Below are 13,583 nucleotides of genomic sequence, written 5' to 3' on the forward strand. Positions count from 1 at the left end.
TGCAGCGCGCAATACGCCCACACCAGGGTTTCGCGCATGCCGCCCGGAAAGCGCGGCTCACGTCCACCAAACAGGGCGCAAGAAGCGCGCCCGCCAAAGGAGGAACCCGCAAAGCGGCTGCGGATGTCAGCGCCGGCGCCGCGAATTGATTCCCACGAATACGGCCATCAGCATGATAAAGCCGCCGAACAGCAGGGCCGAATTCACCACGACATGCCTGAGCCCAAGCATCTCGACGTTGATGAACGGATAGGGATAGAAATCCGACAGACTCGCGCGCCAGAAGGTCACCCCGAGATAGGCCAGCGGATATACCAGCCACAACAGGCAATGCCGCAGCTTCAGATGAAAGCGCGGCACGAACAGCACCCAGTAGAGCGCGGCCAGCATCGGCAGGGCGCTGTGGAGCGATTCGTTGAGCAGCAACCGGAACGCTGCCGGCGACCACAAACCGCGCAGCAGCAGGTTATAGGCGATGCCGACGAACACCATATAGACAACCACGGCGGTGACGACGGTAGGCTGCCGGAAAAACCGCGCAGGCGCCGATCTGTGCGAACGCAAGGCCACGCAGGTAAAACAGATCGCGCAGGCGAGTACCGTCAGATTCGTGAGGTAACTGCTCATACGCGCAAACCCGTCGAACACGGTCAGCCCGCGCGCGAGCGTGCGATCGATCGTCACGTCGGCTTGCGCGACGATGGAAATCCACGCAATGACGGCGACGATCGCCGCCAGCGTCACCGACGAAACACTGGGCGTATGCAGCGGAAGCTCGGGCTCCCGCGGCTCGGAAAGGACAGGGCGCATGCGTTCGATTCTATACACACCGCATGCGCTTTGCAGTGCGTGCTGCAGGGCGCATGCGCCGAACCGGCCTCGCGCGAGGCCGACAGAATACTACGGCGTGCCATGCGAACCGGTCACCGGCTGCAGGCGCCCGACTACCGCCGGAATCGCTGAACTCGCCGGCACGGCTTCGTCGATCGCGGTGCGCCCGCCGTCATGAAAGAATGCCAGTTCCGCGGCCTTGTTCAGGACCAGGATGCTGATGCGCCGGTTGGTCGGCTCATCGGCGATATTGCTGTTCAGCGGCAATACGTCCGCCAGTCCGCGCACCTGCAGCAGCTTTTCGCCATGCATGCCGCCGGCGACCAGCGCGCGGCGCGCGGCATTGGCGCGTTCGGACGACAGTTCCCAGTTCGAGTAACCCTCCGGCCCCGCGGTGTAGGGCACGGCATCCGTGTGGCCGGCAATCGAAATCCGGTTGTCGACGTCGTTGAGCGCCGCGCCGATCTGCGTGAGGATCGTCTCCGCATACGGCTGCAGCTTCGAACTGCCGGAAGGAAACATCGGCCGGTTCTGCGAATCGACGATCTCGATACGCAGCCCTTCGTTCGTGATCGAAATGCGGATCTGATCCTTGAACGCCTTCAGCGCGGGGCTCTGCTCGATCAGCGCGGTGAGCTTCGCCTTCAGTTGTTCGAGGCGCGCCGCGTCGGATGGCGCTACCGTCGGCGCGGCGGTGGCGGGCGGAGTCGGCTGCGTCTGGCTCTTTTTGCCGTCGCCGGGCCGCGTATCGGAGATGTCGCGGCCGCCGCCTTGCACCACGCTCGGCCGCGCCGCGGCCGTGCCTTCGTTACCGCCGATCAGGCTCGACAGCGGCGTGTTGAAATAGTCTTCGATACCCTGCTTGTCGTACTTGGACGTGGAGCCGAGCAGCCACATCAGCAGGAAGAACGCCATCATCGCGGTAACGAAATCGGCGTACGCGATTTTCCATGCGCCGCCGTGATGGCCGCCATGATCCTCGCCCTTCTTCGAGCGGCGCACGATCACAGGTGCCAGCGCCTGTTCCCCTTGCGACGCGCGCGAGTTTTTTTCGCTCATCATGCTGCTCCGCGTCAGGCCGACTTCGGCGTCTTGGTGGCGCGCACGGCGTCGTCGAGTTCCTGGAAGCTCGGGCGGTCGGCGGTGAACAGCACCTTGCGGCCGAACTCGACAGCGATCGCCGGCGCGTAGCCGGACAGCGACGCGAGCAGCACGGCCTTCACGCACTGGTAAGGCTTGCCTTCGGCACGGCCTTTGGCGGTGAGCAGATCGGCCAGCGGGCCGATAAAGCCATACGCGAGCAGAATGCCGAGGAACGTGCCAACCAGCGCGCCCGCAATCATCTCGCCGAGCACGGCGGGCGGCGCGCCGACCGAACCCATGGTGTGCACCACGCCCATGACCGCGGCGACAATGCCGAAAGCGGGCAGGCCGTCCGCCATTTTCTGAATGGCGTTGGCCGCGACTGCAGATTCCGCGTGATGCGTGGCCAGTTCCTCATCCATCAGATCCTGTACTTCGAGCACGTTCACATTGCCGCCGGACATCATGCGCAGATAGTCGACGATGAAGTCGAGCAGATGATGATCCTCCAGCACATGCGGATACTTCTGAAAAATCACGCTGTCTTTCGGCGCGCCCACTTCGGCTTCGAGCGACATCATGCCTTCCTTGCGCGCCTTCTGAAGCAACTCGTAGAGCAGGGCGATCAGTTCAAGGTATTTTTCCTTGGTATAGCCCCCGCCTTTGAAGCATGACGGAATCGCCTTGATGGTTTTCTTCAGCGTGGAAGTAGGGTTGCTCACGACAAACGCACCGATTGCCGCGCCGAAGATGCACAGTAGTTCGAATGGCTGAATGAGCGCCGGCAGATGGCCGCCCACGCCGATAAAACTGCCTAACACGGAACCGATCACCAAAACCCAGCCGATTGCAACAAACATACTCTCTCCGATTATCTTGCGCGGCCCACGTTCGACCAGAAAAGCCCTTGCTTCAAGGGTTTTCCGGTGCGTCACAAATCTCTGTATGTACTGGTAAACGGCGTGATCCGATGGTGCTGAAGTGCTGGTCTGGCTGAAACGGGAAATAAGTTCACTGATCGGTTAATTTTTTGACTATACGCAGGTAAATTCGTCCGCGTCTTGCGATGTCGCCGTCGCAATTCGTGTTTGCTGTTCCGCTAAAAGCCCGGGCAATATGCCGCTGTTGCCAGAACGGATAGGTAACCTTTTTACCGACCGGTCTGGTAGCATGACGATCGATTTGTACCGACGGCCGTTCTCGCGGCGCTTCGTCGCGTGATGGCCCCGTCGTCTATCGGCACCGGCAGCGCTAGCGACTCAACCGGGGAGGAATTGCCGCATGCGGAAACTGAGATCTGCTGTCCAAAGTTGGCTGGTGCCTACGGCGGCCGCCGGCATGACGGGCCTCAGTCTGCTGTTCGTCCCAACGCCCGGTCACGCTCAGGAGTTCTCGCTATTCGGCGGCGGCTCGCGTGCGGGCAGTACCAACACCTATACGTGGGCCTTCAACTATCAGGAAGGCTTGGGGCAATATTTCGCCGCCAGCTTCACGTGGCTCAACGAAGGGCACATTCCCGATCACCACCGCGACGGTCAGATGATCCAGTTGTGGGGGCGCATTCCCGTGGGCAGCCCGCAATTCGTTCTGCAGGCGGGCGTCGGCCCGTACCGGTATTTCGACACGACCACCGCCGGCCAGGGCGGCAGTTATTCCGATACTCACGGCTGGGGCGTGGTGTATAGCGTGCGCGCCGCGTACTACGCGTCGAGCCGCTGGATCACGCAACTCCAGTTGAATCGCGTGCATGTGCAGCGCGGACCGGATGCGACCAGCGTGATGTTCGGCGTCGGCTATCAACTCGACGCTCCGGGCTCGCCCGGTCCGCGCGACTGGGCAAGCGGCAGCACGCACAAGGTCACCAACAACGAAGTGGCGTTGTATCTCGGCAAAACCATTGTGAATTCGACCAGTTCGCCGAGCGCGTTCGGCGGCGCGATCGAGTACCGGCGCGGCCTCGCGAAGTATCTCGACGTAACGGTCGGCTATCTTCACGAAGGCAGCAGCAAGGTGGCGCGCCGCGACGGTTTCACCAGCCAGTTGTGGGCCACCCGCGCGTTTCTCAACGACAAGGTCGCGCTGGCGCTCGGCCTCGGCGCCTACTATGCGATCAACGAGAACGAGAACAGCGCGACGCCCGGACCGGGCGCCGGCAAGTTCTCCGGCCTCGTTACGATCGCGGGCTCGTATCGCCTGAGCGACCACTGGGACGCGCGGCTCGAATGGAACCGCGTCGTGACCCGCTATGATCGTGATTCGGACGTGATTTTCGGTGGTCTGGGCTATCGTTGGTGAAGGCTCACGGCGTCAGGCGTCAAGTGTTGTCGTGCCAGCAGAAGCAGTCTCTCGAACCGCAAGTCAAGACTCGGAACAACGGAGAACAGCATGAAAGCCAGCACCATCGCCGAGCGGGAGGCCCGTGGCCGCGCCGCCCGTGAGCACTCGAAACGTTCGAGCCATAAAGCGGTAGGCGAACTGCATCGCAATCCGATCGAGTTGCTCAAGCAAAGCAGCGAAGGCCGCGTGCATAACCTCGTGCCGCTGCGTTATGGACGCATGGCTGTGTCGCCTTTCACGTTCTTTCGCGGCACCGCCATCTTGCAGGCACACGATCTCAGCAAGGTGGGCGACACGGGTTTGACCATGCCGATCTGCGGCGACGGCCATCTGATGAATTTCGGCGGTTTCGCCACGCCCGAGCGGCAACTCGTTTTCGATCTGAACGACTTCGACGAGGTGTCGGTCGGGCCGTTCGAGTGGGATCTGAAACGTCTCACCGCGAGCCTCGTCGTCGCCGCGCGTCACATGCGTCTGAGCCGGGGCACGGCGGAGAGTCTGGTGATGACGGCGGTTACCGAATATCGCGATCGCATGGCACAGTACGCGCAGTGCGGCGCGCTCGAACTCTGGTACGACCGCATTACCTTCGAGTTGATGGCGGAGACCGCGTTGACGCCCGAACGCCGCCGCACTGTGCGGCGCGGCATGGAAAAGGCCGCGAGCCGGACGCACGAAAGCCTGCTCGAGAAAATGGCGGAGCACGACGGCGGCCGCTGGACGATCCGCGACGCGCCACCGGCCCTGTTTCACGTACTGGGCGCCAACACGCTGTTCACACCGGAGGAGACCGAAGCGTTCCGAGGCTCGAACTGGCGCAAGATGCTCGAACGCATGTGGGGTGACTACGTGAAGACGCTGTCGCACGACCGGCGCGAACTGCTGGACCATTTCACCGCGCAGGATCTCGTGTTCAAAGTGGTGGGCGTCGGCAGCGTCGGCACGCGCTGCCTGGTGATGCTGATGGTCGATCACATGGGCAAGCCGCTGTTCCTGCAAATCAAGGAGGCGCGGCCCTCTGTGATCGCGCAGTTCTACAAGTCGCCGGCCATCAGGCATGAGGGCGAACGCGTCGTGCAGGGACAACGCATGCTGCAGGCGGCAAGCGATATCTTTCTCGGCTGGGCGGCGGGGCCGCTCGGGCGGCACTTTTACTTTCGCCAGTTACGCGACATGAAGCTGTCGGCGAACATCGAGTTATTCGACAACGACCTGCTGGACGGCTACGCGCGCCTATGCGGCTGGATCATGGCGCGCGCGCATGCGAAGGCGAGCGGGCAGGCAATCGAAGTGAGCGCGTATATCGGCCGTGGCGACCAGTTCGCGGAAGCGCTCGCGGGATATGCGATGACTTACGCGGACCAGGTGGAACGCGATTACGACGTGTTCCTGAAGGCATGCCGCGGTGGTGAGCTGGAAGCGCGCACGGACGAAGACATGGCGGCGGATTTCCGCGTGTAGCCGCCGCTTTCGCATGGCTCGCCGGGCTGCTTTGCGAGCGAGCCGCGCAGCCAGCATGCGCTGCGCCTTACACACGTGCGTGCTCGTGCTCAGTTGTCGAGACGCGCCTCGCGCAACGTCACGAAACGCAGATGCCGCAGTCTTGCCGCGCGGATCACGCGCGGCAAGACTGCGAGGATCAGCGGCATGCCCTCGGCCGTGAGCGCTGCGTTGCCGTCGTGCAGCAGGAGAATGTCGCGCGGCGCGAGGCCGTCGAGCAGGCGCCGTGTGACCACGTCGGGATCGCGCTCGCGTGTGTCGTAGCCGCGCCGCGTCCACGCCGCGAGCCGCAGGTCGAGGTTGCGCAATACCGGTTCGAGAAAGATGTTGCGCAAGCCGGCCGGCGCGCGGAAGAACATGGGCCGCTCGCCGCTCAGTGCTTCGAGCGTGCGTTGCGCGGCGTCGATCTCACGCGTGAGCGCGCCGGGAAACGTCACGGAAAACGTATGCGTGTGAACCTGCGAGTGGTTTTCGAGCGCATGGCCGCGCGCGACGATCTCGCGTGTCAGGTCCGGGTAAAGCTGTGCCTTTGCGCCGATGCAGAAGAACGTGGCGCGCACGCCGAAGGCGTCGAGCAGATCGAGCACTTGCGGCGTGACGAGCGGATCCGGACCGTCGTCGACGGTCAGCGCGATCGCGTCGGCATTACGCGCGGCAGCGGGCAGGCGTGTCCAGTTCGGGCCGAGCAGCGAGGTGCGCGGCAGCAGGCCGGCCACCGTGAAAATGGCGTGATTCGCAAAAATCGCGGCTAGCCACCAGCGCCACGCGGCGGGCGCGAGCAGCCATCCGGCCAGCACGAACACGTGCCATGCGGCGGTGGCCGTGAGCATCGCGGGATAGCCGGTGCGCGGCCAGCGGGACAGCGGCGCGTGGCGGGCGCCGTGCGGCGGCGTGGAGAGTTCTTTCATAAAACGTGCTTCCTGTCTTCCTTCCTCCTTCCTGGGAAGGCCTTGAATTGCGCGCGTGACGCGCAACAGCAAACGATACCATCGATGCGTACCGCGACGCGCCCGCCCGCAGGAACAGTTACCGATGAAAGCGCGCTGAAAGACGTGACAAGGCGGCATGGATTCGCAGGCCGGTGACCAGGGTGGGCACTCTTCCGCGGAGAGCCTGTTGCGGCAGACGAACGATCAGAAGGACACGAACGTGCGCCTGATCAGCGCAGAAGACCGCGCGGAATCGTTCGTCGACTTGAAGACCGGCCGCGCGTGCATTTGTGATGGACGACCCGCTGTTGTATGGTGCTAAATCGCACCATCTGTACAACGAGGAGACGTGTCGTGACGGGAACGGGAATCAAGAAGGTCGCGCTGGTAACGGGCGCGGGCAGCGGGATCGGCCGGGCGTGCGCGCTCAGGATGCTGGAGCACGGCTATAGCGTGGTGCTGGCCGGCCGCCGCCAGGAACTGCTCGATGCCGTGGTCGAGGAGGCGCAGCATCTCGGCGGCGACGCTCTCGCCGTGGCGTGCGACGTCACCGACGCGGGTAGCGTCGCCGCCTTGTTCGACACGATCCGCGAACGGCGCGGCCGTCTCGACGTGCTGTTCAACAACGCGGGCCGCAATGGTTCGCCCGTCGATATCGACGAACTGGATATCGACGAATGGCGCTCGGTGGTCGACACCAATCTCACCGGCGTATTCCTGTGCACACGCGCGGCCTTCGGTCTGATGAAAACGCAGAGTCCGCGCGGCGGGCGCATCATCAACAACGGCTCGATCTCGGCGCATGCGCCGCGGCCGCACAGCATTGCCTACACGGCGACCAAGCACGCCATTACCGGCCTCACCAAAGCCGTGTCGCTCGACGGCCGCCAATACGACATCGTCTGCGGGCAGATCGACATCGGCAATGCGGCGACGGAAATGGCCGCCCGCATGGCGCGCGGCATACCGCAGGCCAACGGCGAGATCGCGGTCGAGCCGCTGATGGATGTTCAGCATGTGGCCGACGCCGTGCTGCACATGGCCGAACTGCCGCTCACGGCGAACGTGCAGTTCATGACGATCATGGCGAGCAAGATGCCGTTCGTCGGCCGGGGTTGACGGCGCGGCGCGCACAGCAAGCCGCGCGGGATCCACTTATACTGGGCGCTTTCCGCTCCGATGGATTGCGATTCGCCGTGCCCCGAACCACACTTGAGGACGACCCGCAGCCGGTGCCTCCCGCGCAGCCCGATCTCGACGACTGTTGTCATAGCGGCTGCAATCCGTGTGTTTTCGATCTCTACGACGAAGCGCTGGAACGTTATCGAGTCGCGTTCGCCGCATGGCAAGCGCGGCAGCACACACGGCAACAGGCGCAATAGGTGCAATAGGTGCAACAAGCGCAGCGCATGACGGCAGCGCGGCGCGGCAAGCCGCGCACGCGCCGTTGAACGGCGCTCAGGGTTTCGCCTCGAGCGCCGCAGCCCTTCACCATGCTCCGTCATGACCGACCTTCAGTCCGCGCCTCTCGAACCTCTCAATGAATCGCATACGCTGGACGATCTGCATCGTTTCGTGCAACGTTATCCACGGCTGTTCGTGCTGACCGGCGCGGGCATCAGCACCGATTCGGGCATTCCCGGCTATCGCGACGACAATGGCGAATGGAAACGTTCGCCACCTATCACGCTCCAGGAGTTTCTCGGCACGCCCGCCATGCGCCAGCGCTACTGGGCGCGCAGCATGGTCGGCTGGCCGGTGGTCGCGCATGCCGAGCCCAACGCGGCACACACCGCGCTCGCCCGGCTCGAAGCGGCCGGTCACGTGCCGACGCTGGTGACGCAGAACGTCGACGGTTTGCATCAGCGGGCGGGCAGCCGCGAGGTGATCGAACTGCACGGCGGTATCAACGGTGTGACGTGTCTGGACTGCGGCATGCAACACTCGCGCGCGTCGATCCAGCAGACGCTCGAAGCGGACAATCCCGCGCTTCTGAACGTGACGGCCGAAACCGCCGCGGACGGCGACGCGCATCTCGAATGGCACGATCTTGCCGGCTTCCGCGTTCCGGCCTGCCCGAACTGCGGCGGCTTGCTGAAGCCGGCCGTGGTGTTCTTCGGCGAAAGCGTGCCGAAGGAGCGCGTAGAAGCGGCTTCGCATGCGCTTGACGCGGCGGACGCCGTGCTGGTGGTCGGCTCGTCGCTGATGGTCTACTCCGGCTTCCGCTTTTGCGTGTGGGCGCAGAAGCAGGGCAAGCCGGTGGTCGCGATCAACCTGGGGCGTACGCGCGCGGACCCGCTGCTGTCGCTGAAAATCGCGGCGCCGTGCGCCGATACGCTGACCGAGCTGGCCGCCCGGCTGGCGCTGGATTGAACAGGCTGCTCCGACAGAAACGCACCTCGAAAGGACAACCCATGCTGACGACGATCGCGCAACTCGAAGCCCTCTACGGTCAGCCGCACGAGCGCGCAGTGCGTAAAGAGATCCCGTACATCAATGAAGACTATCGCGCGTTCATCGAAGTCGCGCCGTTCGCCGTGCTCGCCACCGCCGGGCCGGAAGGCCTCGACTGTTCGCCGCGCGGCGACGCGCCGGGTTTTGTGCGCATCGTCGACGAACGCACGCTCGCGCTGCCGGACCGTATCGGCAACAATCGGCTCGACAGTCTGCGCAATATCATCGCCGAGCCGAGTCTGGCGCTGCTCTTCATCATTCCCGGCGTGGGCGAGAGCCTGCGCGTGAACGGCCGCGGCCGCATTACCAATGATCCGCAATGGCTGGACAGTTTTGCCGTCGAAGGTAAACTGCCGCGCACCGTGCTGCTGATCGACGTGGACAGCGTCTATTTTCATTGCTCGAAAGCGTTGGTGCGCTCGAAACTGTGGGATCCGGCGCATTACGTCGAACGTTCGCGGCTGCCGAGCGCGGGCGAGATTCACCGGCGCATCAACGGCATGCAGTTCGACGCGGCCACCTATGACCGCGAGCTCGCTGAACGTGTGCGCACGGCCTTGTACTGAAACCTAAGGTGAACATGACGGATTCCCAAGCGGCATTGCGGCAACGTTCGCCATCCGCCGAACGCAACCGTGAACCGATTCTCGCCGTGCTGCGCGAAGCACTGCCGGCCACCGCCCGCGTGCTCGAAATCGCGAGCGGCACGGGCCAGCATGCCGTCTGCTTTGCCCGCGCCATGCCCGGTCTCGACTGGCAACCAAGCGATGCCGATCCTGCCGCGCGCGCTTCGATCGCCGCGTGGATCGCGCACGAAGGGCTCGCAAACGTGCGCGCGCCGCTCGCGCTCGACGTGCATCAGCCCGACTGGGGCGTAGACACGTTGGACGCCGTGGTGTGCATCAACATGATTCACATCTCGCCGTGGAGCGCGACGCAGGCGCTGTTCGCGGGGGCGAGCCGCCGTCTCGTCGGCGGCGGCGTGCTGTATCTGTACGGTCCTTGCAAACGCGGCGGCGCGCATACGTCGCCGAGCAACGATGCTTTCGATCAGCAGTTGCGCAGCCGCGACCCGGCTTGGGGCGTGCGCGACATGGAAACCGTGGTGGGCCTGGGCGCTTCGGTCGGATTCGTGTGCGATGAGCCGCTCGCCATGCCGGCCAACAATTTCAGTCTGGTGTTCCGGAAACGCACGGACGCGGCGCGGGTCTGACAAACGTTCGACGCAGCGAGTGGCGCGCTGCCCACCGGCTGCCGGTCAGCGGCAAGTCGGCATTTCTTTTATTCTTTCACCCTCGACGTCCCGCTGATGTTCCTTCCGGCGCGGCGTCACGACATTTTTTGGACTCTGGAGAATTCACATGAGCAAACAGGCAATCGGCGTGGTGGGGCTGGCGGTCATGGGCCGCAATCTGGCGCTCAACATCGAGAGCCGCGGCCATGCGGTGTCGGTGTTCAACCGTAGCCGCGAGAAAACCGACGAACTCATCGCCGAATATCCGGACAGGAAGCTGGTGCCGGCCTTCACGCTGGAAGAATTCGTAGAGTCGCTGGAAAAGCCGCGCCGCATTCTGCTGATGGTCAAGGCGGGCGAGGGCACCGACGCCACGATCAACCAGTTGAAACCGCTGCTGGACAAGGGCGACATTCTGATCGACGGCGGTAACACGCATTTCACCGACACCATCCGGCGCAATCAGGATCTCGCGAAGTCAGGTTTGCACTTCATCGGCACGGGTGTGTCGGGCGGCGAAGAAGGCGCACTGAAAGGCCCGTCGATCATGCCGGGCGGCCAGCGCGACGCCTACGACCTCGTGGCCCCGATTCTCACCGAGATCGCCGCGAAGGCGCCGGACGGCGAGCCATGCGTCGCCTACATGGGACCGGACGGCGCGGGCCACTTCGTGAAGATGGTGCACAACGGCATCGAATACGGCGACATGCAGCTGATCGCGGAAAGCTACGCGGTGCTCAAGCAGGTGGTCGGACTTTCGAACGAGGAGCTCGGCAAGGTCTACACGGAGTGGAATCAGGGCGAGCTCGACAGCTATCTGATCGAAATTACCGCGAAGATTTTCAGCAAGAAAGATGAAGAAACCGGCAAGGATCTGGTCGACGTGATTCTCGATCGCGCCGCGCAGAAGGGCACCGGCAAGTGGACCAGCCAGAACGCGCTCGACCTCGGCGCGCCGCTGCCGCTGATTACCGAAGCCGTGTTCGCGCGCGTGCTGTCGTCGCTGAAGACGCAGCGCGTGGCCGCGAGCAAAGTGCTGGAAGGGCCGCAGGCCAAGCCGCTCGGCGCCGAGCGTGAGGCGTTCATCGAATCGGTGCGGCGCGCGTTGTATTTCAGCAAGGTGATTTCGTACGCGCAAGGCTTCGCGCAACTGCGCGCCGCCTCGGAAGAGTACAAGTGGGATCTGGACTACGGCACGATCGCAAAGATTTTCCGCGCCGGCTGTATTATCCGCGCCCGCTTCCTGCAAAAGATCACGGACGCTTATACGAAGGACAAAGCGATCGCCAATCTGCTGCTCGATCCCTATTTCCGCGACATCGCGAAGAACTACCAGTCGGCCTTGCGCGAAGTCGTGATCGCGGCGGTCAACGCGGGCGTGCCGGTGCCGGCTTTCGCGTCGGCGATCGCGTACTTCGACGCCTATCGTTCAGAACGCCTGCCGGCGAACCTCGTGCAGGCGCAGCGCGATTTCTTCGGTGCGCATACTTTTGAACGTATCGACAAGCCGGGCAGCTTTCACGCGAACTGGAGCTGAGCGTTTGAATGGCTGCCCGGCGCGTCCTTATGACAAGGCGCGCCGGGCAGCGCCAGTGCTTGAAATTGAGATAGCGAATTATTGCTGAAAGCTATTGGGCAGATAGCCGCACGGCGTGGCGCGTCGGCTACTATTGCGATTTTCGAAATAGAGTTTCGTCGTTTTAGGGGTTTCCCCTAGGTGTCGACACTCCTAAACTTCTACTTAACCGCTGCGAGACACTAAGTCCGAAGCGCATTAAAAACAAGTTCTGGAGGTTTACATCATGAAGTCCCTTATCTCTGCAGTTGTCGTTGCCGCCGCTCTGGTTGCCCCGGTCGCTTCGTTTGCTCAATCGAATCAGCCGGTTACGCGCGCTCAAGTTCGCGCTGAACTGGCTCAACTGGAAAAGGCCGGCTACAACCCGGCGGGCGATCAGATCAACTACCCGGCTAATATCCAGGCTGCCCAAGCGCGTGTCGATGCTCAAAACGGCACCGCTCAGGCCGTGAACAGCGGTTACGGCGCCCCCGCCGTCGGCACCTCGCAAGCTGGCCGCCCGGTGAGCAGCACCGACCGTAACTCGGTCTACTTCGGCAACTAATTCACGCCGAAACTGTTGGAATCGCCGCCTGCCTGGATAGCAGGCGGCGCGCAAATGGAAACGCCGTCCGGATTGCCGGGCGGCGTTTGTCGTTTACGGCGCGGCACGGCCGCAGGCATGTGCCGCTATCTGTCTATTGCTGCGAACAGCGGCGCATGGTTTTCGCCGCCGGCGATTCAGCGGCTCGGCAGATGCGGAATCGCTTCGTTGCTAGTCAGATTGAGCTGGTGAATCTGCCGATGCGTCTTGTTCAGATGCGCCTGCGCGGCTACGCGTTGTGCTTCCAGTTGCGAAACATCCTTGCGCACCTGATGCTGCCGGCTCGCTACCGTCTGCTCCTGCGTGCCGCGCCTTTGCAGCTCGCTGCGCAGCCGCTCAGCCTGTACCTCGGACCGGGCGATCATCCGCGCCAGCTGTTCGTTCTGCGCCTCCAACTGGGCGCGGCGCGTTTCGCCGTCCGAGAGTCGCGTCGCCTGTTCTTCGAAATGATGAAAGGCGGCTTCGGCGGCTTCGAGATCGGCGGCTTTGAGCGCGCGCCACAGCGAGCCGTCCTGATACAGGGCGACGTAGTACGCCAGTTCCTTCGCGTGAAACAGCAGGCTGACCGAATACGCAAAGCTGCGGAACACGCGGAACGGCGTCAGCGCTTCTTCTTCGGCGAGCCACTCGACCTCCGCCGTGTCGGCGATCTGCACGCCGCGTGAGCTGACCTGCGACGGCACCACGGGCACCGGCCGCAAGGTCGTCACGGGACGGGCCGGCCTCGGCGACGAGGCCGGCGCCGCGGCGTCCGCGCAAGCCGCCTCGGCTGCCGCGGCAAGCGTTGCCCCCTCGTTGTCGTCGGGCGATGAAGGAGCGCAGGCGCTTGCTCGCGCATCCTGCACGAGATGCGATGGGCCTGCCAGCACGCTGCGGCGGTTCAGGAGACTTTTCACGGCGGTCCTCCGGTTGAGTCGCCCGAAATCTGCAAACGGTGCCGACAGTGAAGCAGGCCGGGTAGTGTGGCAGGCCAGGCGGTGAGTGAAACGGGGCGGACCAGCGGCGCCGGTGAGCGGACGCCGGGTGCGCGGCAATGCGGGTGTAATCGGGAACGAA

At 63.7% G+C, this 13,583-nt stretch carries 14 protein-coding genes; 9 read left to right on the forward strand and 5 right to left on the reverse strand.

What is annotated here, in order from left to right:
• Window positions 1-126: 126 nt before the first annotated feature.
• The 3 genes from PDMSB3_RS24305 to motA form a co-directional block, all read right to left on the reverse strand.
• A complete protein-coding gene (locus tag PDMSB3_RS24305; protein ID WP_165187997.1) occupies window positions 127-810 on the reverse strand; it encodes a Pr6Pr family membrane protein in 684 nt (227 codons plus the stop codon).
• A 90-nt stretch (window positions 811-900) separates the two neighbouring features.
• Window positions 901-1,890 carry a flagellar motor protein MotB gene (motB, locus tag PDMSB3_RS24310; RefSeq protein ID WP_007176563.1) on the reverse strand — a complete coding sequence of 330 codons (990 nt, stop codon included), beginning with the start codon at window positions 1,888-1,890 and terminating at the stop codon, window positions 901-903.
• 14 nt (window positions 1,891-1,904) lie between these two features.
• The gene (gene motA, locus PDMSB3_RS24315) at window positions 1,905-2,774 is read right to left on the reverse strand and encodes a flagellar motor stator protein MotA (RefSeq protein WP_007176564.1); all 870 of its coding nucleotides are present in this window, start codon (window positions 2,772-2,774) and stop codon (window positions 1,905-1,907) included.
• 421 nt (window positions 2,775-3,195) lie between these two features.
• Between motA and PDMSB3_RS24320 the strand changes: the two genes are divergently transcribed.
• The gene (locus PDMSB3_RS24320) at window positions 3,196-4,209 is read left to right on the forward strand and encodes a hypothetical protein (protein ID WP_007176565.1); all 1,014 of its coding nucleotides are present in this window, start codon (window positions 3,196-3,198) and stop codon (window positions 4,207-4,209) included.
• A 90-nt stretch (window positions 4,210-4,299) separates the two neighbouring features.
• Entirely contained in the window at window positions 4,300-5,712 is a 1,413-nt protein-coding gene (locus PDMSB3_RS24325) for a DUF2252 domain-containing protein (protein WP_007176566.1), read from the forward strand.
• 89 nt (window positions 5,713-5,801) lie between these two features.
• On the opposite strand, the gene PDMSB3_RS24330 is transcribed toward PDMSB3_RS24325, so the two are convergent.
• Window positions 5,802-6,659, reverse strand: a complete 858-nt coding sequence (locus PDMSB3_RS24330) for a polysaccharide deacetylase family protein (protein WP_165187999.1) — start codon at window positions 6,657-6,659, stop codon at window positions 5,802-5,804.
• 375 nt (window positions 6,660-7,034) lie between these two features.
• Here PDMSB3_RS24330 and PDMSB3_RS24335 point away from each other — a divergent pair, with 375 nt between their 5' ends.
• The 7 genes from PDMSB3_RS24335 (at window position 7,035) to PDMSB3_RS24365 (ending at window position 12,488) form a co-directional block, all read left to right on the forward strand.
• A complete protein-coding gene (locus PDMSB3_RS24335; protein WP_007176568.1) occupies window positions 7,035-7,799 on the forward strand; it encodes an SDR family oxidoreductase in 765 nt (254 codons plus the stop codon).
• A gap of 77 nt (window positions 7,800-7,876) precedes the next feature.
• The gene (locus PDMSB3_RS24340) at window positions 7,877-8,062 is read left to right on the forward strand and encodes an oxidoreductase-like domain-containing protein (protein WP_035517098.1); all 186 of its coding nucleotides are present in this window, start codon (window positions 7,877-7,879) and stop codon (window positions 8,060-8,062) included.
• A 121-nt stretch (window positions 8,063-8,183) separates the two neighbouring features.
• The gene (locus PDMSB3_RS24345) at window positions 8,184-9,053 is read left to right on the forward strand and encodes an NAD-dependent protein deacetylase (RefSeq protein WP_007176570.1); all 870 of its coding nucleotides are present in this window, start codon (window positions 8,184-8,186) and stop codon (window positions 9,051-9,053) included.
• A 41-nt stretch (window positions 9,054-9,094) separates the two neighbouring features.
• Window positions 9,095-9,700, forward strand: coding sequence for a pyridoxamine 5'-phosphate oxidase family protein (locus tag PDMSB3_RS24350; RefSeq protein ID WP_007176571.1), 606 nt, complete (start codon window positions 9,095-9,097; stop codon window positions 9,698-9,700).
• A gap of 14 nt (window positions 9,701-9,714) precedes the next feature.
• Window positions 9,715-10,347 carry a DUF938 domain-containing protein gene (locus PDMSB3_RS24355; protein WP_165188001.1) on the forward strand — a complete coding sequence of 211 codons (633 nt, stop codon included), beginning with the start codon at window positions 9,715-9,717 and terminating at the stop codon, window positions 10,345-10,347.
• Window positions 10,348-10,495: 148 nt separating this feature from the next.
• Entirely contained in the window at window positions 10,496-11,905 is a 1,410-nt protein-coding gene (gene gndA / locus PDMSB3_RS24360) for an NADP-dependent phosphogluconate dehydrogenase (protein ID WP_007176573.1), read from the forward strand.
• Window positions 11,906-12,170: 265 nt separating this feature from the next.
• On the forward strand, window positions 12,171-12,488 hold the full coding sequence (locus PDMSB3_RS24365; RefSeq protein WP_007176574.1) for a DUF4148 domain-containing protein: 318 nt from the start codon (window positions 12,171-12,173) through the stop codon (window positions 12,486-12,488).
• Window positions 12,489-12,664: 176 nt separating this feature from the next.
• Here PDMSB3_RS24365 and PDMSB3_RS24370 read toward each other — a convergent pair whose 3' ends face one another.
• Window positions 12,665-13,423, reverse strand: a complete 759-nt coding sequence (locus PDMSB3_RS24370) for a DUF2968 domain-containing protein (RefSeq protein WP_007176575.1) — start codon at window positions 13,421-13,423, stop codon at window positions 12,665-12,667.
• Between the last annotated feature and the right edge of the window lie 160 nt (window positions 13,424-13,583).

The organism is Paraburkholderia dioscoreae (assembly GCF_902459535.1).
Classification (GTDB): domain Bacteria; phylum Pseudomonadota; class Gammaproteobacteria; order Burkholderiales; family Burkholderiaceae; genus Paraburkholderia; species Paraburkholderia dioscoreae.

Coding starts and splice junctions, on each gene's coding strand:
- PDMSB3_RS24305 (WP_165187997.1), bottom strand. CDS start 810: ATGCGCCCTGTCCTTTCCGAGCCGCGGGAGCCCGAGCTTCCGCTGCAT.
- motB (WP_007176563.1), bottom strand. CDS start 1,890: ATGAGCGAAAAAAACTCGCGCGCGTCGCAAGGGGAACAGGCGCTGGCA.
- motA (WP_007176564.1), bottom strand. CDS start 2,774: ATGTTTGTTGCAATCGGCTGGGTTTTGGTGATCGGTTCCGTGTTAGGC.
- PDMSB3_RS24320 (WP_007176565.1), top strand. CDS start 3,196: ATGCGGAAACTGAGATCTGCTGTCCAAAGTTGGCTGGTGCCTACGGCG.
- PDMSB3_RS24325 (WP_007176566.1), top strand. CDS start 4,300: ATGAAAGCCAGCACCATCGCCGAGCGGGAGGCCCGTGGCCGCGCCGCC.
- PDMSB3_RS24330 (WP_165187999.1), bottom strand. CDS start 6,659: ATGAAAGAACTCTCCACGCCGCCGCACGGCGCCCGCCACGCGCCGCTG.
- PDMSB3_RS24345 (WP_007176570.1), top strand. CDS start 8,184: ATGACCGACCTTCAGTCCGCGCCTCTCGAACCTCTCAATGAATCGCAT.
- PDMSB3_RS24350 (WP_007176571.1), top strand. CDS start 9,095: ATGCTGACGACGATCGCGCAACTCGAAGCCCTCTACGGTCAGCCGCAC.
- PDMSB3_RS24355 (WP_165188001.1), top strand. CDS start 9,715: ATGACGGATTCCCAAGCGGCATTGCGGCAACGTTCGCCATCCGCCGAA.
- gndA (WP_007176573.1), top strand. CDS start 10,496: ATGAGCAAACAGGCAATCGGCGTGGTGGGGCTGGCGGTCATGGGCCGC.
- PDMSB3_RS24365 (WP_007176574.1), top strand. CDS start 12,171: ATGAAGTCCCTTATCTCTGCAGTTGTCGTTGCCGCCGCTCTGGTTGCC.